Origin of the sequence: Streptomyces sp. MUSC 14 (assembly GCF_001866675.1) — a bacterium.
Lineage (GTDB): Bacteria > Actinomycetota > Actinomycetes > Streptomycetales > Streptomycetaceae > Streptomyces.
In genome coordinates this window covers 34,549-59,409 of record NZ_MLYN01000009.1, presented here as the reverse complement: position 1 = coordinate 59,409, position 24,861 = coordinate 34,549, and the positions used below count along the sequence as shown (strand labels likewise).

General features: G+C 70.9%; 19 protein-coding genes and 1 pseudogene. 3 read left to right on the top strand and 17 right to left on the bottom strand.

What is annotated here, in order from left to right; genetic code table 11:
* Positions 1 to 21 precede the first annotated feature (21 nt).
* The 5 genes from BIV25_RS04785 to BIV25_RS04765 all read right to left on the bottom strand — a co-directional run bounded on the left by BIV25_RS04785 (position 22) and on the right by BIV25_RS04765 (position 6,633).
* The gene (locus tag BIV25_RS04785) at positions 22 to 861 is read right to left on the bottom strand and encodes a carbohydrate ABC transporter permease (protein ID WP_071370860.1); all 840 of its coding nucleotides are present in this window, start codon (positions 859 to 861) and stop codon (positions 22 to 24) included.
* Positions 862 to 871: 10 nt separating this feature from the next.
* Positions 872 to 2,224 carry an ABC transporter permease subunit gene (locus BIV25_RS04780; RefSeq protein WP_071370859.1) on the bottom strand — a complete coding sequence of 451 codons (1,353 nt, stop codon included), beginning with the start codon at positions 2,222 to 2,224 and terminating at the stop codon, positions 872 to 874.
* A 14-nt stretch (positions 2,225 to 2,238) separates the two neighbouring features.
* Entirely contained in the window at positions 2,239 to 3,564 is a 1,326-nt protein-coding gene (locus tag BIV25_RS04775; protein ID WP_071370858.1) for an ABC transporter substrate-binding protein, read from the bottom strand.
* Positions 3,565 to 3,603: 39 nt separating this feature from the next.
* Entirely contained in the window at positions 3,604 to 5,226 is a 1,623-nt protein-coding gene (locus tag BIV25_RS04770; RefSeq protein WP_177235155.1) for a glycoside hydrolase family 13 protein, read from the bottom strand.
* A 135-nt stretch (positions 5,227 to 5,361) separates the two neighbouring features.
* Entirely contained in the window at positions 5,362 to 6,633 is a 1,272-nt protein-coding gene (locus BIV25_RS04765; protein WP_071370857.1) for an ABC transporter substrate-binding protein, read from the bottom strand.
* A gap of 132 nt (positions 6,634 to 6,765) precedes the next feature.
* On the opposite strand from BIV25_RS04765, the gene BIV25_RS04760 reads away from it, so the two are divergent.
* Genes BIV25_RS04760 through BIV25_RS04750 form a run of 3 tightly spaced genes read left to right on the top strand, consistent with a single transcriptional unit; the run spans position 6,766 to position 10,320 of the window.
* On the top strand, positions 6,766 to 7,272 hold the full coding sequence (locus tag BIV25_RS04760; RefSeq protein WP_071370856.1) for a PadR family transcriptional regulator: 507 nt from the start codon (positions 6,766 to 6,768) through the stop codon (positions 7,270 to 7,272).
* Positions 7,269 to 8,018 (top strand): ABC transporter ATP-binding protein, encoded by a 750-nt coding sequence (locus BIV25_RS04755; RefSeq protein ID WP_071370855.1) that lies wholly within the window; start codon positions 7,269 to 7,271, stop codon positions 8,016 to 8,018. Before BIV25_RS04760 ends, BIV25_RS04755 begins: the two co-directional genes overlap by 4 nt.
* 19 nt (positions 8,019 to 8,037) lie before the next feature.
* Positions 8,038 to 10,320, top strand: coding sequence for an ABC transporter permease (locus BIV25_RS04750; RefSeq protein WP_071370987.1), 2,283 nt, complete (start codon positions 8,038 to 8,040; stop codon positions 10,318 to 10,320).
* A 121-nt stretch (positions 10,321 to 10,441) separates the two neighbouring features.
* Here the strand turns inward: BIV25_RS04750 and pgi are convergent, their stop codons facing one another.
* The 12 genes and pseudogenes from pgi to BIV25_RS50775 form a co-directional block, all read right to left on the bottom strand.
* The gene (gene pgi, locus BIV25_RS04745; protein WP_071370854.1) at positions 10,442 to 12,094 is read right to left on the bottom strand and encodes a glucose-6-phosphate isomerase; all 1,653 of its coding nucleotides are present in this window, start codon (positions 12,092 to 12,094) and stop codon (positions 10,442 to 10,444) included.
* A 215-nt stretch (positions 12,095 to 12,309) separates the two neighbouring features.
* A complete protein-coding gene (locus tag BIV25_RS04740; RefSeq protein WP_003957010.1) occupies positions 12,310 to 12,645 on the bottom strand; it encodes an RNA polymerase-binding protein RbpA in 336 nt (111 codons plus the stop codon).
* A gap of 227 nt (positions 12,646 to 12,872) precedes the next feature.
* Positions 12,873 to 13,109: a preprotein translocase subunit SecG gene (gene secG / locus BIV25_RS04735; RefSeq protein ID WP_079173197.1), complete on the bottom strand. Its 237-nt coding sequence runs from the start codon at positions 13,107 to 13,109 to the stop codon at positions 12,873 to 12,875.
* A gap of 122 nt (positions 13,110 to 13,231) precedes the next feature.
* Positions 13,232 to 14,008, bottom strand: a complete 777-nt coding sequence (gene tpiA / locus BIV25_RS04730; protein WP_071370852.1) for a triose-phosphate isomerase — start codon at positions 14,006 to 14,008, stop codon at positions 13,232 to 13,234.
* Between the two features lie 6 nt (positions 14,009 to 14,014).
* A complete protein-coding gene (pgk, locus tag BIV25_RS04725; RefSeq protein ID WP_071370851.1) occupies positions 14,015 to 15,226 on the bottom strand; it encodes a phosphoglycerate kinase in 1,212 nt (403 codons plus the stop codon).
* 134 nt (positions 15,227 to 15,360) lie between these two features.
* Positions 15,361 to 16,368, bottom strand: a complete 1,008-nt coding sequence (gene gap, locus BIV25_RS04720) for a type I glyceraldehyde-3-phosphate dehydrogenase (RefSeq protein ID WP_071370850.1) — start codon at positions 16,366 to 16,368, stop codon at positions 15,361 to 15,363.
* Between the two features lie 354 nt (positions 16,369 to 16,722).
* Positions 16,723 to 18,943 (bottom strand): annotated as a pseudogene (locus BIV25_RS04715) (M14 family zinc carboxypeptidase).
* Positions 18,944 to 19,194: 251 nt separating this feature from the next.
* Entirely contained in the window at positions 19,195 to 20,184 is a 990-nt protein-coding gene (gene whiA, locus BIV25_RS04710; RefSeq protein ID WP_071370849.1) for a DNA-binding protein WhiA, read from the bottom strand.
* Positions 20,175 to 21,242, bottom strand: a complete 1,068-nt coding sequence (gene yvcK / locus BIV25_RS04705; RefSeq protein ID WP_071370848.1) for a uridine diphosphate-N-acetylglucosamine-binding protein YvcK — start codon at positions 21,240 to 21,242, stop codon at positions 20,175 to 20,177. The genes whiA and yvcK overlap by 10 nt, the downstream gene beginning before the upstream one ends.
* Complete coding sequence (rapZ, locus tag BIV25_RS04700) at positions 21,239 to 22,258, bottom strand: RNase adapter RapZ (RefSeq protein ID WP_071370847.1); 1,020 nt, start codon at positions 22,256 to 22,258, stop codon at positions 21,239 to 21,241. Before rapZ ends, yvcK begins: the two co-directional genes overlap by 4 nt.
* Entirely contained in the window at positions 22,255 to 24,339 is a 2,085-nt protein-coding gene (gene uvrC, locus BIV25_RS04695) for an excinuclease ABC subunit UvrC (protein WP_071370846.1), read from the bottom strand. The genes rapZ and uvrC overlap by 4 nt, the downstream gene beginning before the upstream one ends.
* 68 nt (positions 24,340 to 24,407) lie before the next feature.
* Complete coding sequence (locus tag BIV25_RS50775; RefSeq protein WP_071370845.1) at positions 24,408 to 24,782, bottom strand: hypothetical protein; 375 nt, start codon at positions 24,780 to 24,782, stop codon at positions 24,408 to 24,410.
* Positions 24,783 to 24,861: the final 79 nt, after the last annotated feature.

Genomic DNA, 24,861 nt, shown 5'->3' with positions numbered 1-24,861 from the left:
GACCTCGGTCCCCGCCGCCCCTCATTTCACGGAGCCCGCCATCACGCCCTGCACGAAGTGCTTCTGGAACGCGAAGAACACCACGACGGGCACGATCAGGGACAGGAACGCGCCCGGCGCCAGGACGTCGATATTGCTGCCGAACTGGCGTATCTGGGACTGGAGTTGAACGGTCAGTGGCTGGGACGAGCTGTCGGCGAAGAGCAGCGCGACCAGCATGTCGTTCCACACCCACAGGAACTGGAAGATGGCGAGCGAGGCGATCGCCGGGCGCCCGACCGGCAGGACCAGCCGGGTGAAGATGCGCCACTCGCTGCCGCCGTCCATCCGCGCCGCTTCCAGCATCTCCTTCGGCATCTCCGCGAAGTAGTTCCGCAGCAGGAACACCGCGAAGGGCAGGCCGTAGGCGACATGGAAGAGGACGACTCCGGGGATGGTGCCGAACAGGCCCAGCGCACCGAAGAGTTTGGCCACCGGCAGCAGACCGATCTGGACCGGCACCACCAACAGGGCCACCACCAGCAGGAAGAGCGGTTCCCTGAGCGGGAAGTCCAGCCAGGCGAAGGCGTATCCGGCGAGGGCCGCGATGACGACGACCAGGGTGGTCGCCGGCACCGAGATCAGCACCGTGTTCCAGAAGGCCTGGGTGATGCCGGAGTTCTTCAGCAGGGCCGCGTAGTTGTCGAAGGACAGCTGTCCGGGGCTCGTCAGGGCCGTCCACCAGCCGCCCTTGGCGGTGTCCTGGGACGAGCGCAGCGAGGACACGAACAGTCCCGCCAGCGGGGTCAGCCAGACCAGGCCGATCACCACCAGGAAGGCCTGCACCAAGCCGTTGCCGAGGCCGCGTCTGATCACGTTCATCGCTGACTCCTCATCGTTGACTGCGGCGGAAACGGCGGACGTTGAAGACCATCGCGGGGATGACCAGGAGCAGCAGGAGCACACCGAGGGCACTGCCGAGGCCCTGGTTGTTGCCGCCGCCGAAGGACACGAGCCACATCTGGGTCGCGAGGACGGTGGCGTCCTCCTGCACCGGGCCGGGCGCGATGATGTAGACGAGGTCGAAGACCTTCAGCACGTTGATCACCAGGGTCACGAAGACCACGGTCAGCACGGGGGCCAGCAGCGGCACGGTGATGCGGCGGAAGATCTGCCACTCGTTCGCGCCGTCCATCCGGGCCGCCTCCAGCGCGTCCCGGGGCAGGGCGGCGAGCCCCGCGCCGATCAGCACCATCGCGAAGCCGGTCCAGATCCACAGGTACGCGCCGATGATCGCCGGTGTGACGAGGGCCGGGCCCAGCCAGGAGACGCCCTGGTAGGGCTGGGCGAAGTTGGACTCCGGCAGCCGCACCGTGTACGAGCCCGCGGCGAGCCCGGGCAGCCGGAAGGAGCCGTCGGCCGCGGTGGTCGCGCTCGCGACCGCCTTGCCGTCGCGCACCGCCTGGACCGTCATCCCGGGCAGGCCGCTCTCGTTCGGGTCGACCTTGCCCTGCCGGCCGCCCCCGCCCGGAGTGAAGTCGAGGTAGACGACTCCGCGCAGTTCACCGGAGGCCGCCTGTTTCGCGGCGGCCGGGTAGGCGGGCGCGGCGTTCTTCGGCAGGTCCCCGGGCAGCACGCCGACCATCGGGAGCGCCACGGACTCGCCCGCCCGGGCCGTCGTACGCCAGGAGCCGTCGCGGTCCTCGGTCAGCAGGCCCGCGCGCCCGCGCGCCGTCGGGTAGGCCGACGTGCTCCGGAAGGCGTCGTGGACGGAGACGACGGCCGCGTTGAGCACGCCCTTGTTCGGGTCCGCGTCGTAGGCGAGGCGGAAGATGATGCCGGCGGCGAGGAAGGACACCGCCATCGGCATGAAGAGCAGGAGTTTGAAGGCGGTGGCCCAGCGGACCTTCTCCACCAGCACGGCCAGGACCAGGCCGAGTCCGGTCAGCAGGGCCGGGGCCACGACGACCCAGATCGCGGTGTTGCGGACGGCCTTCAGGGTGGCCGGGTCGCGGAACATCTCGGTGTAGTTGCCGGCGCCGACGAAGCGGGTGCCGGAGGCGTCGAAGAAGCTGCGGCCGACGGAGAACAGCACCGGGTAGACGACGAGCGCGCCGAGCAGGAGCAGCGCCGGGAAGACGAAGAGCAGGGCGATCAGCCGGGCGCGCCGCCGGCCGCGGCGCCCGCGCGCCGGGCCGGCGGCCCGCGGGCCCGCCTGCTGTGTCACGAGAGTGGTGGCGGTCATGGTGTTGTCGCCGCTCAGTTCCCGTAGGCCTTGGCCGCGGCGGACTCCAGCTGTGCCGCGGTCGCCTTCGGGTCCGAGGGGTCGCGCAGGAAGTCCTGGAGCAGCTTCCACTCCCCGGCGCCCTTGGTGCCGCCGAAGGCGGCGGGCGCCTGGTCGGACATGTCGAAGCGGACCGAGTCGCCCGCGCCGACGAGGGACTTGGCGGTGGCGCGGGTGACGTCGTCGGCGTACGCGGCGAGGTCGAGCTTCTTGTTCGGGGACAGGAAGCCGCCCGCCTTCGCCCACACGGCGGCCGCCTCGGGGGTGGCGAGGTACTCCAGGAGCTTCATGCCGGCCGTGGCGTTCTTGCCGTCCTTGAGGACGACCGCCGCGTCACCGCCGCTGACGACCGGTGCCGTGCCGCCGTCGACCGCGGGGAAGGGGAAGAAGTCCGCGTCCTTGCCGATGGTCCTGCCGAACTGGTCGTGGGCGACACCGGCCACGAAGTCGCCCTCGTAGACCATGCCGGCCTCGGGCTTGGGGCCGAACACCTTCTCCACCGAGCCGGGGAAGTCCGTGTTCAGGGCCTCCTTCTGGCCGCCCGCGACGAGCTGCTTGTCCTTGAAGAGCTTGCCGAGGGTGGCGAGCGCCCTGACGACGGAGGGGTCGGTCCACTTGAGCTTGTGGGCGGCGAGGGCGTCGTACTTCTGGGGTCCGGCCTGGGAGAGGTAGACATTCTCGAACCAGTCGGTGAGGGTCCAGCCGTCCTCACCGCCGACGGCGAACGCGGCGAGCCCGGAGTCGGAGATCGTGTGCCCGTCCTTGAGCATCTCGTCGTACGTCTTCGGCGGCTTGACCCCGGCCTGGGCGAGCGCGCCGGGGCTGTACCAGACGGTGGACTTGTGGGCGGCCTTGAAGTAGAGGCCGTACAGGGTGCCGTCGACGCTGCCGTAGTTCTGCCACACGGGCGCGTAGTCGGCGGTGATCGTCTGCCGGGCCGTCGGCGACAGCGGCTTGAGCCAGCCCTTCTTGGCGAACTGCTGGAGCACGCCGACCTGCGGGACCATCACGACGTCGGGTGCGTCGCCGCCCTCGATCTTGCTGCCGACGACGGTGGAGACGTTGTCGCCGGTGGAGACGAACTGGGTCTTGGCGCCGGTCTTCGCGGTGAACGCGTCCAGCACCTTCTGGAAGTTCTTCTGCTCGGCTCCGGACCAGACGCCGGCCACGGTGACGGTCTGGCCGCTGAGTGCCTTGTCACCGCCGCCGGCCGCGACCGGTCCGCCGCCGCAGGCGGTGGCGCCGAGCGCGAGGGCGAGGGCGGTGCAGCTCGTGAGCAGGGTGGTACGTCGTCGCATCATCGCTGACGGGCCTTTCGTGCGGGGAAGTCGGTGGAGGATCTACAGGTCGTTCAGCCACCAGGCGGCCGTGGAGCCGGGCAGGACGCCGGGCAGGCAGGGTCCGCTGGACAGGAGGGGGGTGCCGGAGACCGGCGCGGGGACGGGGGCGGTGGTGAAGTTGACGGCGCAGACGAGGTCGTCGCCGCGGGCGAAGGCGAGGACGCCGGGCGGGGTGTCCAGCCAGCGCAGCGTTCCCTCGCCCAACTGGGACAGCGAGCGCCGCAGTTGGAGGCCGTCGCGGTACAGGTGCCAGAAGGAGCGGGTGTCGGCGAGGGCGCGGTCGGTGGCGTAGGCGGCGAAGTAGTCCGGCTGCGGCAGCCAGGGCTTGGCGGACTCGGCGCCGGAGGTGAAGCCGAACGGCGAGGCCTGCCCGGACCAGGGCAGCGGCACCCGGCAGCCGTCGCGGATGCGGGCGCGGCTGCCGGTGCGACGGAAGATCGGGTCGGTGAGGACGTCGTCGGGCAGGTCGACGACCTCGGGCAGACCCAGTTCCTCGCCCTGGTAGACGTACGCGGCTCCGGGCAGCGCCAGCATCAGCAGCGCGGCGGCGCGGGCACGGGCGGCGCCCCGGACAGGCCCTGGACCGGTGCCCTCCGTGGCGGGTTCGCCGTAGCGGGTGACGGTGCGGACCTGGTCGTGGTTGTTGAGGACCCAGGTGACCGTGGAGCCGGTGCCGGCGATGTCCTGCATGGCCTCGGATATGACCTTGCGGAAGGCATCGGCGTCCCAGGGGGCGCCGAGCAGGTCGAAGAAGAAGGCCTGGTGGAGTTCGTCGGGGCGGACGTAGAGGGCGTGTTCGCGGGCGGTGGGCACGGAGACCTCGCCGACGAGGAGGCGTTCGCGGCCGTCGCGGGCCGTGTACTCCTCGCAGGTCGCGCGCCACTGCCGCCACACCTCGTGCACCTCGGGCTGGTTCCAGGCGAGCGGGTTGACCGAGTCGCGGGTGCGGGCGTCGGCCTCGGGATCGTCGGAGTCGGGCAGTCCGGGGTGCTTGAACAGGCCGGCGGCGACGTCGATGCGGAAGCCGTCCACGCCCCGGTCGAGCCAGAAGCGCAGGGTCCGGTCGAACTCGGCGGGGATCTCGGGGTCGCGCCAGTTCCAGTCCGGCTGTTCGGGCGTGAACATGTGCAGGTACCACTGGCCGTCGCCGACTCTGGTCCAGGCGGGGCCGCCGAACATGGCGTGCCAGTTGTTGGGCGGCTCGGCGCCGTCCGGACCGCGGCCGTCGGCGAAGTGGAAGCGGGCGCGGGCCGGGCTGCCGGGCGCGCCGCTCAGTGCCTCGCGGAACCAGGGGTGCTCGCTGGAGCAGTGGTTCGGGACGATGTCGAGGAGCACCTTGATGCCGAGCCGGTGGGCGGCCGTCATCAGCAGGTCGAACTCGGCGAGGTCGCCGAAGATCGGGTCGACACCGCGGTAGTCGGCCACGTCGTAGCCGTGGTCGTGCTGCGGCGAGGGGTAGAACGGGCTCAGCCAGATGCCGTCGACGCCGAGCTTCTTCAGGTACGGCAGCCCCGCGCGGACCCCGGCGAGATCGCCGATGCCGTCGCCGGTGCTGTCCAGAAAGCTGCGGACGTAGACCTGGTAGATCACCGCGTCACGCCACCAGCCGTACTTACTCAACATGCATGCATGTTAGGTAGGCAGCTCACGAGGATGTCAACGAAGTGAACGGAAACTACTGGCCAGTTGACCGAATATAATGGGGCAAATCGCCACAATGAGACGTCGTTCGTGATGGCGGCGTTACTTAACAGGTAACTATCGACGGGCGATGGCGTCGAGTTCGCGGGCCAGCCGGCGCACGGCCTGCTCGGGTGTCTCGCGTCCGGTCAGTGCGCCGTACACCACCGCCTGTACCACCAGGCTCACCTGGTCGTAGTGCGCGCTCTTGGGGCGCGGCGCGGCGGTGAGCACGGCGGTGCGCAGCGTCGGCAGGTAGGGGAACTGCCGGATCAGCACGGGATCCTGGTACAGCGCGGCGCGCACGGGCGGCAGCGCGCCCCGGACGAGCACCTGGCGCTGGACCTGCGCGCTGGTGAGGTAGGCGATCAGGCGCGCGGCGGAATCGGGGTGCCGGGCATGGGAGTTGACCGCGAGGTTCGAGCCGCCGAGGACACTGGTCCCGGGCCCGTCGGGGCCGGGCAGAGGTACGGCGCCGATCTTCCCGGCGACCTCGGAGCCCTTGGCGGAGGCGACGGCATAGGCGTAGGGCCAGTTGCGCAGGAAGAGCAGTCTGCCGTCCTGGAAGGCCTGCTTGGACTCCTCCTCCTTCCAGGTCAGCGCCGCCCTCGGGATCCAGCCCTCGCGGACGCCGCGGGCGAGGAAGCCGATGCCCTCGCGGGCGGCGGCCGAGTCGACGGTGACCCGGGTGCCCTCGTCGCCGAGGATGGTGCCGCCGGCCGAGTACACGGCCTCGGCCGCGTTGACGGTGAGGCCCTCGTAGGGCAGGAACTGGCCCGCGTAGCCGCCGAGTCCGTACTCCGGCGCGATGGTCTTCGCGTCGCGCTCCAGCTCGGCCCAGGTGCGCGGCGGCGGCACGCCCGCCTTGGCGAGGACGTCCTTGCGGTACAGCAGGAGTCCGGCGTTCGTGACGTACGGGACCGCGTACAGCCGCCCCTCGTAGGTGGCCGTGTTCACGACGGGCGGCAGGAAGCTCTTCAGCGGAAAGCGGTCCTGGGGCAGCGGGCGGATCCAGCCGGCCGCCGCGAACTCCGAGGTCCAGTTGACGTCGATGTTGAGGACGTCGAAGCGGCTGCGGTCGCCGCCGCGCAGATCGGTCGTCATCTGCGCATGGGTCTCGTCCGCGGAGTCCGGCAGCTCGACGAGGGTGACCTTCTCGCCGGGGTGGGTGCGGTTCCAGCCCTGGAGCAGCGGGCCGAGATAGTTGGTGAGGTCGCCGGCGGTGGCCAGGGTGAGCGGGCCGCGCCCCTCGGCCGCGCCCTCCTCGGCGCGCGCGCCGGAGGTGACGTACCCGGCCGTGATCACGGCGAGAACGAGGAGGCCCCTACCGGCGGCGCGTATCCACCGCATAGGTTCCTCCTTGAACACGTACGCACGGCTCCGGGCACCCTCGCCCCGGGAGTCAGAGGCCATGTATACCTGTTAGGTATGGGCGATACTAGGGCCTGGAGCACATTGTGAGCGGACAGGAGGACAGCACGAGTGCGCCTTGCCCTCCTGGCACTCCTCGCCCGTGGCCCCGCCCACGGCTACGAGCTGAAGCAGGACCTTGAGCAACTGCTGGGCTCCGCGTACCCTCAGCCCAACGTCGGCCAGATCTACGTCACCCTCGGCCGCCTGGAGAAGTCCGGGCTGATCGAGGGCGAGGACGTCGAGCAGTCCAGCCGGCCCAACAAAAAGGTCTACCACCTCACCGACGCCGGGCGGGAGGCGCTGCACGTCTGGTTCGAGGAGACCGAGGACGAGCCGCGGGTGCGGGACGAGTTCTTCATGAAGCTCGCCCTCGCCCCGCAGACCGGTCTCGCCGACCCGATCACCCTCATCAACAGGCAGCGGCGCCAGTACCTCACCACCATGCGCAGTCTGTCGAAGCTGGCCGCGGCCGAGAACCGGGACAACCGAATCGCCCAGTTGCTGATCGAGGGCGCGATGCTGCATCTGCAGGCCGACCTCGACTGGCTGGAGCGGTGCCAGGAGGAACTGGAATGAACGAGGACCGTGTTCCGGTGCTCCGTGCCGAGGGGCTGGTCAAGACCCACCACGGCGAGGGCGCGCCCGCGCACGCCGTCCGCGGGGTCGATCTGGGCGTGGCCCGGGGCGAGTTCGTGGCGATCACCGGTCCGTCCGGCGCCGGGAAGTCGACGCTGCTGCACCTGCTGGGCGGGCTCCAGCGGCCGGACGAGGGCAGCATCTGGCTGGACGGCCGGTGCACGGACTCGTTCGGCGAGGCGCGCTGGGCGGTGGAACGCCGCAAGGCCATCGGGATCGTCTTCCAGTTCTTCAACCTGGTCTCGAACCTGTCCGTCGCCGACAACGTCGAACTGCCCGCCCTGCTGGCCGGTGCCTCGCCGAGGCAGGCCCGCGCCGAGCGCGAGGCGCTGCTGGCCGAGCTGGGCCTCGCGGGCAAGGAGCGCGGCATGCCGGGCGAGCTGTCCGGCGGCGAGCAGCAGCGGGTCGCCCTCGCCCGCGCCCTGGTCAACCACCCGCCGCTGCTGCTGGCCGACGAGCCCGCGGGCAGCCTGGACAGCAAGGGCACCCGCGAGGTGATGCGGCTGCTGTCCCGCTTCCACGCACGCGGACAGACGATCGTGCTGGTCACGCATGACGCCCGGCTGGCGAGCGCCGCGGACCGGGTGATCAGCTTCTTCGACGGCCGGATAGCGGACGACGCCGCGCTGGACGGCGCGCCGCCGCGCCGCGCCGGCATCTCCGGCGTGCTGGAGCTGAAGGACTGACGTGCTGGATCTCAGGGACGTGCGGGCCACCCTGCGCTGGGCACACTCCGATCTGCGCACGCACCGCGGCGAGGCGCTGTTCCTCGTGCTGGCCACCGCCGGCATCGTCGCCTCGCTGCTGCTGGCCGCCGCCCTGTTCGGCTATGCGACCAACCCCTGGCAGCGGACCTTCGCCGAGACGCGCGGGGCGCATGTGTGGATCCACACCGCGTCGTCCGCGGACACCGGCAGGCTCGCCCGGCTGGACGGCGTCGCGGCCGTCGCCGGCCCCTACCGCACCGAGTCGGTCACCGTCGCCTCACGCGGCACCCGCGCCTCCGTGGAGCTGCGCGGCACCGCGCAGCCGCCCTCCGTCGGCCGGCCGCTGCTCACCGCCGGGCACTGGCTGGATCCGGCCGAGCCGGACGGCGTGGTGCTGGAGAGCGGCCTCGCCCGTGCCCTGCTGGCCGAGCCCGGAGACACCCTCACGCTGCCCGGCACCCCGCGCACCCTGACCGTCGAGGGCATCGCCGACAGCGCCGAGCCGTCCTACAGCCCCGGCGAGCAGCCGGGCCTGGTCTGGGCCCTGCCGGCCGCGCTGCGGACACCCGGCGGCCAGGTCATCGGGCTGCGGCTCGACGATCCGGCCGACACGGACTACGCGGTGCAGCGCGCCGTCACCGTGCTGGGTGCGGGTGCGGTCGGCGAGGTCTCCACCTGGCAGCAGGCCCGCGCCGCGGCACAGGGTGACAACCGCCTGCTCGGGCAGGTGCTCGGCCTGTTCGGACTCGGCGCGCTGATCGCCGCCGGACTCGCCGTGCACGGGGCGATCGCCACCCGGATCCGCGGCCATCTGCGCGACCTGTCGGTGCTGAAGGCGATCGGCTTCACCCCCGGCCAGGTCGTCCGGATCTTCCTGCTCCAGCACCTCGCCTACGCCCTGCTCGGCGCCCTGGCCGCCGCCGCCCTCACCCAGACGCTGGGCCGCCGGATCCCCGGGCGGCTCGGCGACGCCGTGGGCGTGTGGCAGGGGCTGCCGGGGCACGCCATGGCGCTGTTGGCGGTGCCCGTCAGCGCGGTGCTGTTCATCGGCCTGACCACGGGCCTCGCGGCCTGGCGGGCAGGCCGGGTGCCGCCGGTCCCGGTGCCGCGCCCGGCCACGGCGGCGGGCGGCCGGCTCACCGGCCCGGCCCGGCGGGCCCTCGGAATGCGGCTGCCGGCCGCGCTGGTCCTCGGCTGTCACAAGGTGCTGACGGGGCGCGGACGGTCGTTGACCAGCGTGGCCCGGCTCACCCTGCCGTTGCTGCTGATCGTGGTGGCGCTCAGCGCGTGGACCACGCTCGACCGCTTCCACACCGACCCGGCCCGGGTCGGTCTGCCCACCTCGCTCACGGTCCGCGCGGACGGCGCACCGGCACCGGCGGACCTGCGCTCCCTGCTGGCCGGGGACTCCCGTGTCGCCGCCGTCTATCCGGGGGTCGAACTGGCCGCGCTGGTGCCCGGGCAGACCGCGACCATCGCCCTGCGCGGCCTCGGCACCGACGCCCGGCCCTACCCCTGTGCCCTCGCCGAGGGCCGCGCCGCACACGGACCGGACGAGGCGGTGGCCGGGCAGGGGCTGCTGGACCTGCTGCACGCGCGGGTCGGCGACTGGGTACGGATGACGGTCGGCGACCGGCCGCAGATCCTGCACATCGTCGGCCGCAGCATCGAACCGCAGAACGCCGGCCGGGTCGTGACGGCCTCCCTGGACACCCTCCGCGAGAACGACCCGCAGCTCGCCCCGGCCTTCTACGAACTGCGGCTGCGCCCGGGCGCCGACCCGCACCGGGTGGCCGCCGCGCTCACCACCGCCGGCCGGGGCCACCTGGACGTGCACACCGTGACCAACCCGGCCGACGGACTGTCCCCGCTGCGCGCGGTCGTCGCCGGCCTGATCGCCGTGCTCGCCCTCATCGGGCTGGTGGAGCTGCTGACCGCGATCGGCGGCAGCGTGCGCGAGGGCGAACGCGACGTGCTCGCCTTCAAGGCGATCGGCATGTCCCCGCGGCAGATCACCGCGATCACCGTCACGGCCACGAGCGCTGCGGCCCTGGCCGCGACGCTCACCGCCACGGCCCTCGGCCTGCCACTGGCCCACCGGCTCATCGACGCCCAGGGCGCCTCCAACGGAATCGGCGCGGGGATCGCCCGCTCCCCCTCCCCCGGACTGCTGCTCGCACTGGGCACGGCCACCGTCCTGGGCGCAGCCGGACTCGCCACGATCCCCGCCGCCCGCGCAGCACGCAAACGACTCGCAGACACCCTGAGCGCGGCGGCCTGACCCGGCACCCGTGCGCGCCGGGCGGAGCAGCACAGGGACCCGGTGCCTACCGGGACCACGCGGGAGCCGGGCGGCAGTGCCGCGGTCGGCTCCCGTGTGTGCCGGGAGTCGTGCGTGCCGGTCAGCCGCGGCCGCGCAGGGCGCGGTACTTGGCGACCAGAGCCTTGGTCGATGCGTCCAGGCCCGGTACCTCCGTGCCCTCGGTCAGTGCCGGTTCCACTCGCTTGGCGAGGACCTTGCCCAGCTCGACGCCCCACTGGTCGAAGGAGTCGATGTTCCACACCGCGCCCTGCACGAAGACCTTGTGCTCGTAGAGGGCGACGAGCTGACCGAGCACGGACGGGGTGAGTTCCCTGGCCAGGATGGTCGTGGTCGGCCGGTTGCCCTGGAAGGTCTTGTGCGCGACCAGCTCCTCGGCCACCCCCTCCGCGCGGACCTCCTCGGCGGTCTTGCCGAAGGCGAGGGCCTGGGTCTGGGCGAAGAAGTTGGCCATCAACAGGTCGTGCTGCGCCCGGAGTTCACCGCTCAGCTCGGCGACCGGCTCGGCGAAGCCGATGAAGTCCGCCGGGATGAGCTTGGTGCCCTGGTGGATCAACTGGTAGTAGGCGTGCTGCCCGTTGGTGCCCGGCGTGCCCCACACCACCGGCCCCGTCTGCCACTCCACCTCCTTGCCGTCACGCGCCACGTACTTGCCGTTGGACTCCATGTCCAGCTGCTGGAGATACGCGGTGAACCGGGAGAGGTAGTGGCTGTACGGCAGGACGGCGTGCGACTGGGCGTCGTGGAAGTTGTCGTACCAGATGCCCAACAGCCCGAGCAGCAGCGGGACGTTGGTCTCGGCGGGGGCGGTGCGGAAGTGCTCGTCGACCAGGTGGAAGCCGTCGAGCATCTCACGGAAGCGGTCCGGGCCGATCGCGATCATCAGAGAAAGGCCGATCGCGGAGTCGTACGAGTAGCGGCCGCCGACCCAGTCCCAGAACTCGAACATGTTGGCCGTGTCGATGCCGAACTCGGCGACCTTCCCGGCGTTGGTCGACAGGGCGACGAAGTGCTTGGCCACCGCCGAGTCGTCGCCGAGGGCGTCCACCAGCCAGCCGCGGGCGGAGGTGGCGTTGGTGATCGTCTCGATCGTGGTGAACGTCTTGGAGGCGATGATGAACAGCGTCTCGGCGGGGTCGAGGTCGCGGGTGGCCTCGTGCAGGTCGGCGCCGTCCACGTTGGAGACGAAGCGGACCGTGAGGTCACGGTCGGTGAAGCTGCGCAGCACCTCGTAGGCCATCGCGGGGCCCAGGTCGGAGCCGCCGATACCGACGTTGATCACGTTCTTGATGCGCTTGCCGGTGTGACCGGTCCACGCACCGGAGCGGACGCGGTCGGCGAAGGCGCTCATCTTGTCGAGGACGGCGTGCACCTTGGGGACGACGTTCTCGCCGTCGACCTCGATCACGGCGTCACGCGGGGCGCGCAGCGCGGTGTGCAGTACGGCCCGGTCCTCGGTGACGTTGATCTTCTCGCCCCGGAACATGGCGTCCCGCAGGCCGAAGACGTCCGTGGCGTCGGCCAGCTCACGCAAGCGCCGCAGCGTCTCGTCGGTGACCAGGTGCTTCGAGTAGTCGACGTACAGGTCGCCGACCTGGAGCGTGTATCCCGCACCGCGCCCGGGTTCGGCGGCGAACAGTTCCCTGAGATGGGTGTCGGCCAGCTCCTCCCGGTGCTTGGCGAGAGCCGTCCACTCGGGCGTCTGGTTGAGCCTGGTCCGGCCGTCTGCGTTCATTTCCGACCTCAGCCTTCCTTCCTGCACCTGTCGCGTCCCAACCTAGTTGATCAGGACATGGGACGAGCGGACACGACGCTGTCCGCACGGTCAACAACAGGTACGTCCGTACGACGTACCGGTGTCGGTACCGCGTACAGAAGGCACAGAAGAAGGCAGAGCAGGAGGAGGCTGCTCCGGCCCGGCACCAGCGGGTGCCCGGCCGGTCGCAATGCCTAGATCTCGCCCCGCAGTTTGGCGAGCGCCTCGGCGAGGATCGCCTCGCCGTCCGCGTCGCTGCGCCGCTCCCGCACATAGGCGAGGTGCGTCTTGTAGGGCTCGGTGCGCGGCGGGTCCGGCGGGTTGTCCCGGTCCTGGCCGGCGGGGAAGCCGCAGCGCGGGCAGTCCCAGGTGTCGGGAACCTGCGCGTCGCTGGCGAAGCTCGGCTGCGTCTCGTGCCCGTTGGAGCACCAGAAGGAGATGCGCAGACGGGGCGCGGACTCGCCACGCTCGGCCTCGCCCATCGGCCCCGCCCCGACCCGGCTTCCTCGGATCGCGTTGCCACTTGCCACGGTCGTAACTCCCTGCGTCATGGTGCCGCGAAGCGAGTCGGCGTTCCGCTTCGCTGCGAGCGCCTCAGTCTACGTAAGGCCCAACGCGCGTCCAGTGATTGGAGTTACAAGCCCCCACACCAAGACGCAAGCCCCATGATAGGCCGCGCCCAGGAGCGCGTACCGAACATGGGGCCTTACCTGCCGAATAGGCGTGATGTGTGTGCTGTGCGCGGCGTGCGGAAGCGTCAGCTGTTCGACTTCATCAGCATGCCGAGGACGATGATGCACGCGAACCAGCACAGGCCGACCACGATGGTGATCCGGTCGAGGTTGCGCTCGGCGACCGAGGAGCCGCCGACGGAGGACTGCATGCCGCCACCGAACATGTCGGAGAGGCCGCCGCCCTTCCCCTTGTGCATCAGCACCAGCAGCATCAGCAGCAGGCTGAAGACGATCAGGGCGATCGAGAACCCCAAAACCACGGCTGGACCAACTTCCTCGGATACGGATGGACGACTTCGGAGGGACGACGGGGGCACAGCACACCGGCTGTGCCCCCGCAAGGGTACGACGTATCGCCGCTACCGCCTACTCACAGCGTGTATCACTGATCGCGGAAGCGCACGATCTTGACGAACTCGTCGGCGTCCAGCGAGGCACCGCCGACCAGGGCGCCGTCGATGTCGGCCTGCGCCATGATCTCGGCGACGTTGCCCGACTTCACGGAACCGCCGTACTGGATGCGGATCTTGTCGGCCACGTCCTGCGTGTAGAGCTCGGCGAGCTTGGCACGGATGGCGGCGCAGACCTCCTGCGCGTCCTCCGAGCCGCAGACCTTGCCGGTGCCGATGGCCCACACGGGCTCGTAGGCGACCACGATCGTCTCGGCCTGCTCGGCCGGGACGTCCTTCAGACCGCCCTCCAGCTGGGAGAGGGTGTGGGCGACGTGGTTGCCCGCCTCGCGGACGTCCAGCTCCTCGCCGATGCACAGGATCGGGGTGAGGCCGTGCTTGTAGGCGGCCTTGACCTTGGCGTTGACGATCTCGTCGGTCTCGTCGTGGTACTGGCGGCGCTCGGAGTGGCCGATGGCCACGTACGTGCACTTCAGCTTGGACAGCATCGGGCCGGAGATCTCACCGGTGTAGGCACCGGAGTCGTGCCGCGAGATGTCCTGGGCGCCGTACTTGATCTTGAGCTTGTCGCCGTCGACCAAAGTCTGCACGGAGCGCAGGTCGGTGAAGGGCGGCAGGACGGCGACCTCGACGGCCTCGTAGTCCTTGTCGGCCAGGGCGAAGGCGAGCTTCTGGACGTGTGCGATGGCCTCGAGGTGGTTGAGGTTCATCTTCCAGTTGCCCGCCATCAGCGGCGTGCGGGTGGTCATACGGGGTCAGTCCTCCAGTGCGGCGAGGCCGGGGAGCGTCTTGCCCTCAAGGTATTCGAGGGAGGCGCCGCCACCGGTCGAGATGTGGCCGAACGCATTCTCGTCGAAGCCGAGCGTACGCACGGCCGCGGCGGAGTCACCGCCGCCGACGACGGTGAAGCCCTTGGACTCGACGAGGGCCTGGGCGACCGCCTTGGTGCCCTCGGCGTAGTCGGGGTGCTCGAAGACGCCCATGGGTCCGTTCCAGAAGACGGTGGCCGCGTCGGCGAGCTTCGAGGCGTAGAGCTTGCGGGTCTCCGGACCGATGTCCAGGCCCTCCTGGTCGGCGGGGATGGCGTCCGCGGCGACGGTGGTGGGGTTGGCCGGGGCCTTCGTCTTCAGGTCCGGGAACTCCGGCGAGACGAGGACGTCGACGGGGAGCACCAGCTCGACGCCGTTCTTCTCGGCGCGCTCCATGTACTCCTTGACGGCCGGGATCTGGTCCTCCTGGAGGAGGGAGATGCCGACCTCGTGCCCCTTGGCCTTGAGGAAGGTGTAGGCCATGCCGCCGCCGATGAGCAGGCGGTCGGCCTTGCCGAGCAGCTCGTCGATGACGGCGAGCTTGTCGGAGACCTTGGCGCCGCCGAGCGCGACGACGTAGGGCCGCCTGACGTCCTCGGTGAGCTTCTTCAGGACGCCGACCTCGGTGGTGATGAGGTAGCCGGCGTAGTGCGGCAGCTTCTTCGGCAGGTCGTAGACCGAGGCGTGCCGACGGTGCACGGCGCCGAAGCCGTCACCGACGTAGACGTCGGCGAGGGCGGCCAGCCGGTCCGCGAAGGCGTCGCGCTCGGCGTCGTCCTTGGACGTCTCGCCGGGGTTGAAGCGCAGGTTCTCGATGACCGCGACCTGGCCGGGCTGGAGGCCGTCGACCGCGTCGTGGGCGGCGGGGCCGACGGTGTCCTGGGCGAAGGCGACCGGGGCGCCGAGCAGCTCGCCGAGGCGTTCGGCGGCGGGCAGCAGCGAGAAGGCGGGGTCCGGGGCGCCCTTGGGCCGGCCCAGGTGCGAGGCGACGACCACCTTGGCGCCGGCCTCGGCAAGAGCCTCGATGGTGGGCAGGACGGCTCGGATACGGCCGTCGTCGGTGATGGTCGCGCCGTCCAGCGGCACGTTGAGGTCGGCGCGGACGAAGACCCGCTTGCCGCTCACGCCGGCGGCGAGAAGTTCGTCGATCGTCTTCATTGAGTGGACTCCAAAGGAGGGCTCGTGGTGCACCTGATCGTAAAAGGACGTGGTCCGGGCGCAGAACAGGGCCCGGACAGCGCGTCCCTGCGCTGCCCGAGCCCTGCTCTCACTTCAAGATCCTGCTTCGACGATCAGAGCTGGTTGCCGACGAAGACCGTGAGGTCGACGAGGCGGTTGGAGTAGCCCCACTCGTTGTCGTACCAGCCGATGACCTTCACGTTCTTGCCCTCCTGGACCATGGTCAGGGAGGAGTCGAAGGTGCAGGAGGCCGGCTCGTTCACGATGTCGGAGGAGACGATCGCGTCCTCCGTGTACTCCAGCAGACCCTTCAGCTCGCCCTCGGCGGCCTTCTGGAAGGCGGCGTTGACCTCTTCCTTGGTGACCTCGCGGCCGAGCTCGACGACCAGGTCGGTGACCGAGCCGGTCGGGACCGGGACGCGCATGGCGATGCCGTCCAGCTTGCCCTTGAGCTGCGGGAGCACCAGGGCGGTGGCCTTGGCGGCACCGGTGGTGGTCGGGATGATGTTCTCGGCGGCGGCACGGGCGCGGCGCAGGTCCTTGTGCGGGAAGTCCAGGATGCGCTGGTCGTTCGTGTACGCGTGCACCGTGGTCATCAGACCCTTGACGATGCCGAAGTTCTCGTCGAGGACCTTCGCCATCGGGGCCACACAGTTGGTGGTGCAGGAGGCGTTGGAGATGACGTGGTGCTGCGCCGGGTCGTACTTGTCCTGGTTGACGCCCATCACGATGGTGATGTCCTCGTCCTTGGCCGGGGCCGAGATGAGGACCTTCTTCGCGCCACCGGCGATGTGCTTGGCGGCGTCTTCCTTCTTGGTGAAGATGCCGGTCGACTCGATGACGATGTCGACCCCCAGCTTGCCCCAGGGGATGTCGGCCGGGTTGCGCTCGGAGAGCACCTTGATGGTGTGGCCGTCCACGGTGATGGTGTCGGCGGTGTGGGAGACCTCTGCCTTGAGGCGGCCCAGGATCGTGTCGTACTTGAGCAGGTGCGCGGTGGTCGCCGTGTCACCCAGGTCGTTGACAGCCACAACCTCGATGTCGGCACCCTGCTCCAGCAGCGCGCGGAAGTAGTTACGACCGATGCGGCCGAAGCCGTTGATGCCTACGCGGATCGTCACGAACCGATCTCCTCGTTGGTACGCCGGCCATGCGGTGCCGGCGAGCTCTGTTTGGGATGTCCCCGACCACCACCGACCCTACCTCCCTGCGGGCCCCTCGGTGACATCGAGATGACCCATACACGGGCAGGCGTTCCGTACCCACCAGTAGGGGTACGGACCGCCTCGGATCGACGGTGGTTTTTCCCGCATTTGATACGGAATGCCGGGCGGTTTTTTACTCCCACTTCACTCGTTCGTGAGCGGGTCGGCTCACTTGATCAGTACCCACGAGGGCCGCGTTTGTGCACCGTTGAGAGGGCTCCCGCTCACCTGTTGGAACAAGGGGAGCGGGATCTGTCAACGTGGCGGCCCTCACGCCCCGAGCACGGCGAACGCCTTCCTGAGCAGCGCCGCCCGGCCGGCCGCCGACGGCACCTGCTCCAGACCGAGACCGGGCAGCACGGTGTCGTCCGTGGTGACCGCCGCGTACGTCCGGAACAGCGCCCCGGTGCGCGCCCAGTCCTTCCGTACGGCCGGGCTGCCGGCAGGCGGTCCGGCCACGCGCCAGGCGCCCAGCGACGTCTCGAACCCCTCGCTCTCCCCCGCCGCACCGCCGCCGACGAGCGAGACGTCGTCGGCGAGGACGCCGTGCCCGCCGGTGCCCGGGTCGGTGACGCTGTCGGCGCCCAGGTAGTACTGGCTGAAGTCGTCCGAGAGGGTGCCGTCACCGAGGTCGACGCTGCCGCCGGCCCGCGCACCTGCCTCGACCAGCCGGCCGCCCTCGTTGAGGTAGGCGCGCAACCGGAGCCGGGTGGCGTTGCCGGGGCCGGCGGCGCCCGAGTAGTGCACGACGGTCCTGAAGTGCTTCAGCACGCCGAGCGCGTCCGGAGCACCCCGGGTGGCCACGTCCCGCACGAGCGCCCGGTCCCGGCCGCCTTCGGCGCGACCACGTACTTCTGCGCCTGCCGCTGTACCCGCTTCTGCGGCCGGCCGCAGACCGTGCCCTCCTCGGTGACGACGAGCGTGTCCGCCCGGGGCGTGTCGGCGACGGTGTACGTGAAGTGCGCGCTGGAGACCTTCCGGCCGTTGCCGCTCTCCCCGGTGAACCACACCTCGACCCGGTCGCCCGGCGCGCCGTCCCGTACCTCGGCCCGGTACTCGTCGAATTACAGATCGTCCTCGCCGCCGTCGACGCGGTACCTCAGCTCCTTGTCCCGGAGCGCCTTGCGGACGACGACGGAGACCTCCTGGTCCGCGCCCCGCGAGTACGACGTGGGGAACGCGGCCGGGGTGTAGTCGGCGGCACTCAGACCGACCGCGGAGGACGGCCGGCCCGGGTGCACGGCGGTCTCGGCGACGGAGAGCGCGAAGGGGACGTTCCTGGCGAACTCCCACTGGATCAGCTTCTCGTCGTCGGGGAAGCCGAAGACCGACGGGCAGTCCTCCGGTTTCCAGGCGTCGTTCGGATCGACTCCGGACGCGGTCCGGCAGGTCGACATCTCCGGTGTGAACATCGCGACGCCGTTGACGTTGGACGCGCGCCTGTCCGCCTCGCCGTTGGTGGTGCAGAGCTCTGAGGAGAGCTGGGAACGGTGGCCGGGGGCGGCCGGATCGCCGGGCGTGCCGGCCAGCGCCTTGCAGAGGACGTCGTCCGGGGTGGGGGTGGCGACCTGCCGGCCGACGCCGTAGAGGAGGAGTTCGGCGGCGGAGTGGTAGTTGACGGCGCATCGGAAGCCGACGCGCTTCTCGAAGTCGTCCAGCGCCCTGGTCCCGGACTCGGACTCGGGGCTCGCGCCGCGACAGGTCCCGCTTGCGGGGTCCGGGGACGAACCCTCGTCGTCGTAGCCCCACTTGTAGGGGAAGTTCTTGCGCCGCATGCGGGTGCCGGGGCTCTTGAACGTGTAGTCGTAGCCGTCGGGGTCGGCGGACAGGACGAACCACAGCCCGGTCGAGTCGACGATCTTCCGGATGCGCCGGTCCGTGCGGTAGTGGTCCAGGTAGCAGTGCATCAGCCGCCGGGTCGTCTCCGGCGTGATCCACTCCCGCGCGTACCGGCCGGACAGGTACAGCACGGAGGGTTTCGAGCCGTCCTGCGACGTCCGCGCGTTCCTGGTCGGCTTGAGCGCGAGGATGTCCTGGCCGTCGACGGTCCTGCCGATGGAATCGGCTTTCGTGAGGCCGGGATCGGCCTGCGCGGTCCCGAGGATCTCCACCTTGAGCCCGCCGCTTCCACCGTAGGCCGGAACACGCCCCGTGCGGCCTTCCGGGTCCTTGCCAGCTCCTTCGCCGGGACGGTGTGGTCGGCGGGGTCGACACCCTGCGCGCGGAGCTTCGCGGCCTGCCGGTCGGTGAAGTGGGCATCGACCTCGCTCCTGCCGCCTGCCGTGATCCGGTCGCCGAGCTCCTGGCCGTCCTGACCGGCGGCGAGCAGCAGGGGCAGCTGCCCGCGAGTGACGTCGCCGTGGAAGACCTTGATCTCGTCGGGGCCGGGCTTCGGCGAACTCCCGCTCTGCGCCTGGGCGATGGGCGCGAGGCTCGCTCCGCCGATCAGGAACGCGCCGACAGCGAGAACCGATCTCGCTTCGTGTCTCATGAACCCCTCGCGGTGGTCCACGATGGTCCGCGCTGGTCCGCCACGGCGGCCAACCGGCTTGACAGGCTCATGGCATTTCATGATCGAGTCAAGGGCGCCACATGGACACGTAAACGGGGGCGGGTGCAGAGGGGTGGGCGGGCGCGGTGCGGGAGCCGGGCGGGGGCGGTCTCGTGCGGGTGAGCAGGTGTGAAAAACCGGTGCCGGGTTCTCGACTGGAGCCCGGCACCGGCGTGTTGAGCGGGCGCCGGTCAGCCGGCCAGGTTGTCCGCCAGCTCCTCGCTGAGATTGGCCTCCGTGCTCGGAATGCCCAGGTCGGCGGCGCGCTTGTCGGCCATCGCCAGCAGCCGGCGGATCCGGCCCGCGACCGCGTCCTTGGTCAGCGGCGGGTCGGCGAGCGCACCCAGCTCCTCCAGCGAGGCCTGCTTGTGCTCCATGCGCAGCCGACCGGCGGCCGCGAGGTGCTCGGGCACCTCGTCGGCGAGGATCTCCAGGGCCCGCTGCACCCGGGCCCCGGCGGCCACGGCGGCGCGGGCCGAACGGCGCAGGTTGGCGTCGTCGAAGTTGGCCAGCCGGTTGGCCGTGGCCCGCACCTCGCGGCGCATCCGGCGCTCCTCCCAGGCGAGCACCGACTCGTGCGCGCCGAGCCGGGTCAGGAGCGCGCCGATCGCGTCCCCGTCGCGGACGACGACCCGGTCCACGCCCCGTACTTCCCGGGCCTTCGCGGCGATCGACAGCCGGCGGGCGGCGCCGACCAGCGCGAGCGCGGCCTCCGGCCCCGGGCAGGTCACCTCCAGGGAGGAGGAGCGGCCGGGCTCGGTCAGCGAGCCGTGCGCCAGGAAGGCCCCGCGCCAGGCCGCCTCCGCGTCACAGGTGGCCCCGGAGACCACCTGCGGGGGCAGCCCCCGGATCGGGCGGCCCCGGCCGTCGACCAGACCGGTCTGGCGAGCCAGCTGATCACCGCCCGCGACCACCCGTACGACATAGCGCGAGCCGCGGCGCAGTCCGCCGGGCGCCATCACGATCAGCTCGGAACTGTGGCCGAAGATCTCCAGGATGTCCCGCTTGAGACGGCGAGCCGCCATCGCGGTGTCCAGCTCCGCCTCGATCACGATGCGCCCGCTCACCAGGTGAAGGCCGCCGGCGAACCGCAGAATGGCGGAGACCTCCGCCTTCCTGCAACAGGTCCGGGTGACGGGGAGCCGGGAGATCTCGTCCTTCACCGCTGCCGTCATCGCCATGGGCCGATCCTTCCATGCATCCGAAAAATACGGTCGTACGCGGCGGCCAACAGCTCCGGGTCGTGCCGCGGTGAACCGTCGGTCCGGGCCACGGGCGCCAGCTCGACCGCGGCTCCCAGCCGCTTCGCGGCCTCGGTGAGCGAGTCGCGGTCGGGCACGGCGGCCTCGTCGGCCAGCACCACGTCCAGGGCGAGTTTAGGGGCGTGTCGCCCCAAAACCTCCAAATGACGCTGCGGGGAGAAGCCTTCGGTTTCTCCCGGCTGCGGGGCGAGGTTCAAGGAGAGCACCTTGCGCGCCTTGGTCTCGGTGAGGGCGTCCAGCAGCTCGGGGACCAGCAGGTGCGGGATCACCGAGGAGAACCAGGAGCCGGGGCCGAGCACCACCCAGTCGGCGTCCCGGACCGCCGCCACGGCCTCGGGCACGGCGGGCGGGTCGTGCGGCACGACGTGCACCGACTGCACCTCCCCGGGCGTCAGTGCGACCGTCGCCTGCCCGCGCACGGTGTCCACGTCGTCCGGGCGCTCCGGATCGTGCCCCTTGACCAGGGCCTGGAGCTCCAGCGGCACGGCCGACATGGGCAGCACCCGGCCGTGCGCGCCGAGCAGCTTGCCGACCAGGTCCAGGGCCTGCACATGGTCGCCGAGCTGCTCCCACAGGGCGACGATCAGCAGATTGCCGACCGCGTGCTCGTGCAGGTCCCCCTTGGACTGGAAGCGGTGCTGGATGACCCGGGCCCAGGTCTGGCCCCAGTCGTCGTCACCGCAGAGCGCGGCCAGCGCCTTGCGCAGATCGCCGGGCGGTAGCACGCCCAGCTCGTCACGGAGCCGGCCGCTGGAGCCCCCGTCGTCGGCCACGGTGACGACGGCGGTGAGGTCGCCGGTGATCCGGCGCAGTGCGGCGAGCGAGGCGGACAGGCCCATGCCGCCGCCGAGCGCGACGACCTTGGGCTGGGCGCCCCGGCGGCGGGGCCGGGCGCCGCGGGCCTCGGCCGGGCGGCCGGCGCGCGACTCGGGCACCATCCGGCGCAGTCTGCTCAGCCGCGGTGTACGTTCCGTCATTCCCGTCCCATGTCCCGGTGCACGATCACCGTCTCCACGCCCTCGGCCGCGAGTCGCGCGGCGAGCTTCTCCGACATCGCCACCGAGCGATGCTTGCCGCCGGTACAGCCGATGGCGATGGTCACATACCGCTTGCCCTCGCGCCGGTAGCCGGCCGCGATGAGGCGCAGCAGCTCGGCGTAGCGGTCGAGGAACTCCTTGGCGCCGGGCTGGTTGAAGACATAGGCGGCGACCTCCTCGTTGAGGCCCGAGTACGGACGCAGCTCCGGGACCCAGTGCGGGTTGGGCAGGAACCGCATGTCCGCGACCAGGTCGGCGTCGACCGGCAGACCGTACTTGAAGCCGAACGACATGACGGTGGCCCGCAGCTCGGGCTCCTCCTCGCCGGCGAACTGGGCGTCCATCTTGGCGCGCAGCTCGTGCACGTTGAGGCTGGAGGTGTCGATCACCAGGTCGGCGTCCCCGCGCAGCTCGCGCAGCAGCTCGCGCTCGGCGGCGATGCCGTCCACGATGCGGCCGTCGCCCTGGAGCGGATGCGGGCGGCGCACCGACTCGAAGCGGCGCACCAGCGCCTCGTCGGAGGACTCCAGGAACACGATGCGCCGGGTGACGCCCCGGGTGTCCAGGTCGGCCAGGGACTCGCGCAGGTTGTCGAAGAAGCGCCGGCCGCGCACGTCCACGACGACCGCGATCCTCGCGACGTTGCCCTGCGAGCGGGCGCCCAGCTCCACCATGGTGGGGATGAGGGCGGGCGGGAGGTTGTCGACGACGAACCAGCCGAGGTCCTCCAGACACTTCGCGGCCGTCGACCGGCCCGCTCCGGACATGCCGGAGATGATCACCAGTTCGGGGATGGCCGCTTCGGGGGCCGCAGCCGCCGTGACGTCCGTACTCACCTGTACTCCGTTTTCCTGGGCCGCGTGCTGATCGGCCACCGCGGGCTGTGGCCGGTCCTGGCCCGCTTCCTCGTGCGCCCGATCTCGCTCGGCTGTGGGGTGTGTCTCGTGCTCGGTCATGTCTCCTGCCCCCGTCGTTCGTCCGGGAGACCCGCGATCGCGGGCTCCCCCGAGGAACCGCCCGTCGTATCGGGTTCCTCGTCTTCAATGATCTCTCCGGTCGCCGTGTTCACGGCGGGTGCGGCCGGGGCCGCCCGGGCGAGGGCCGCGGCGATGGTCTCGGCCGTCTTCCGGCCTATCCCGGGCACCTCCTGGATCTGTTCGATTGTGGCGGACCGGAGCTTCTTCACCGAGCCGAAATGCTTGATGAGCGCCTGTTTGCGGGTTTCGCCGAGGCCGGGCACCTCGTCCAGGGGGCCGGCGCGGAAGCGCTTGGACCGCTTGACTCGCTGGTAGGTGATGGCGAAGCGGTGGGCCTCGTCCCGTACCCGCTGGAGGAGATAGAGGCCCTCGCTGGTGCGCGGCAGGACCACCGGGTCGTCCTCGCCCGGCACCCAGACCTCCTCCAGGCGCTTGGCGAGGCCGCAGACGGCGATGTCGTCGATCCCCAGCTCGTCCAGGGCGCGCCGGGCCGCCGCGACCTGTGGCTGGCCACCGTCGACGACGACGAGCTGCGGCGGGTACGCGAACTTCCTGGGCCGGCCCTCGTCGTCCTTGAGGGAGTCGGTGATCTCGTCCGTACCGGTGCGGAGGGACCCCTCGGCGGCCGCGTCCTCGCCCTCGGACCACTCCCCCGTCTTCTCCTTCTCGGCGAGGTAGCGCCGGAAGCGCCGGCTGATCACCTCGTGCATGGAGCGGACGTCGTCCTGACCCGCGAAGCCCTTGATCTGGAAGCGGCGGTACTCGCTCTTGCGCTGGAGGCCGTCCTCGAAGACGACCATGGAGGCGACCACGTCGTCCCCCTGCAGGTGCGAGATGTCGTAGCACTCGATCCGGAGCGGGGCGCTGTCCAGGTCGAGGGCCTCGGCGATCTCCTCCAGGGCACGCGAACGCGTGGTCAGGTCGGAGGCGCGCTTGGTCTTGTGCAGCGCCAGGGCCTGCTGGGCGTTGCGCTGCACGGTCTCCATGAGCGCCTTCTTGTCGCCGCGCTGCGGGATGCGCAGCGACACGTTCGAGCCGCGGCGGCCGGTCAGCCACTCCTGGACCGGTGCGACCGGTTCGGGCAGCGCCGGGACCAGGACCTCCTTGGGGACCGCGTCCCCGCTCTCCTCGCCGTACAGCTGCTGGAGCGCGTGCTCGACAAGGGCTGCGGTGGTGACGTCCTCGACCTTGTCGGTCACCCAGCCGCGCTGGCCGCGCACCCGGCCCCCGCGCACGTGGAAGATCTGGACGGCCGCCTCCAGCTCGTCCTCCGCGACGGCGATGAGGTCGGCGTCGGTCGCGTCGGCGAGCACGACCGCGCTCTTCTCCATGGCCTTCTTCAGGGCCTCGATGTCGTCGCGCAGCCGGGCGGCCCGCTCGTACTCCATCTCCTCGGCCGCCGTCATCATCTGCTTCTCCAGGCGGCGGAGGTACGTGCCCGTGCGACCCGCCATGAAGTCGCAGAACTCCTCGGCCAGCTCCCGGTGCTCCCCGGGGCTGATCCGGTCGACACAGGGTGCCGAGCACTTGCCGATGTAGCCGAGCAGGCAGGGCCGGCCGGTGCGGGCGGCGTTCTTGAAGACGCCGGCCGAGCAGGTGCGCACCGGGAAGACGCGCAGCAGCAGGTCGACGGTGTCCCGGATGGCCCACGCATGCCCGTAGGGCCCGAAGTACCGCACGCCCTTCTTCTTGTGACCGCGCATCACCTGCACGCGCGGGAACTCCTCGTTCATCGTCACCGCGAGGTACGGATAGCTCTTGTCGTCGCGGTACTTGACGTTGAACCGGGGGTCGTACTCCTTGATCCAGGAGTACTCCAGCTGGAGCGCCTCGACCTCCGTGGACACCACGGTCCACTCCACGGACGCGGCGGTGGTCACCATCGTCCGGGTGCGGGGATGCAGGTTCGCCAGGTCCTGGAAGTAGTTCGCCAGGCGCTGGCGCAGGCTTTTCGCCTTTCCGACGTAGATCACCCGGCGGTGCTCGTCACGGAACCTGTACACCCCCGGAGAGTCCGGGATCTCACCCGGCCTGGGGCGGTAGCTGGAGGGGTCGGCCATGTCTCACACCCTACTGGCGAGGGCCGACACCGCGTCGGGGCTGTGGACAACGTCCACAGCCGCGCCGTTCACCCGTCCCGGCGCCATCCCGCGTCGGCCGGGGGTGCACCGGTGCCGGTCACCTGCCGGACGATCCGGAGCGCCTCGTCGAGCGGCACGGTGTCCTCGTCGCGATACGTGTCGCACTGGCCGCTCGCGAGCCGGAATCCCCCGCTCACGTCTCCAGCCCCGGGGGTGACCGCGTGCCCGCCCGGACCGCCGTCCGCGTCGACGAGCATCACCAGCGCCCGCTCGGTGTCGGTCAGCACGCTCAGCGGCCGTCCGGCGGAACTGGTGAACCAGGCTTCGAGACACCCCGCTGCGCTCCTGCGCCGCAGCCCGGCGACCGCCTCCAGCGGCGTCACAGCGGTGTCGTCACCGGCGAACGCCCAGGTCTCCGCCACGCACCGATCCTCGCATGCCGTGGCGGGCACCGCCCCGGCCCGGGGGTACGACGGTTCCGGCGGCGGGCCACGGTCCGGC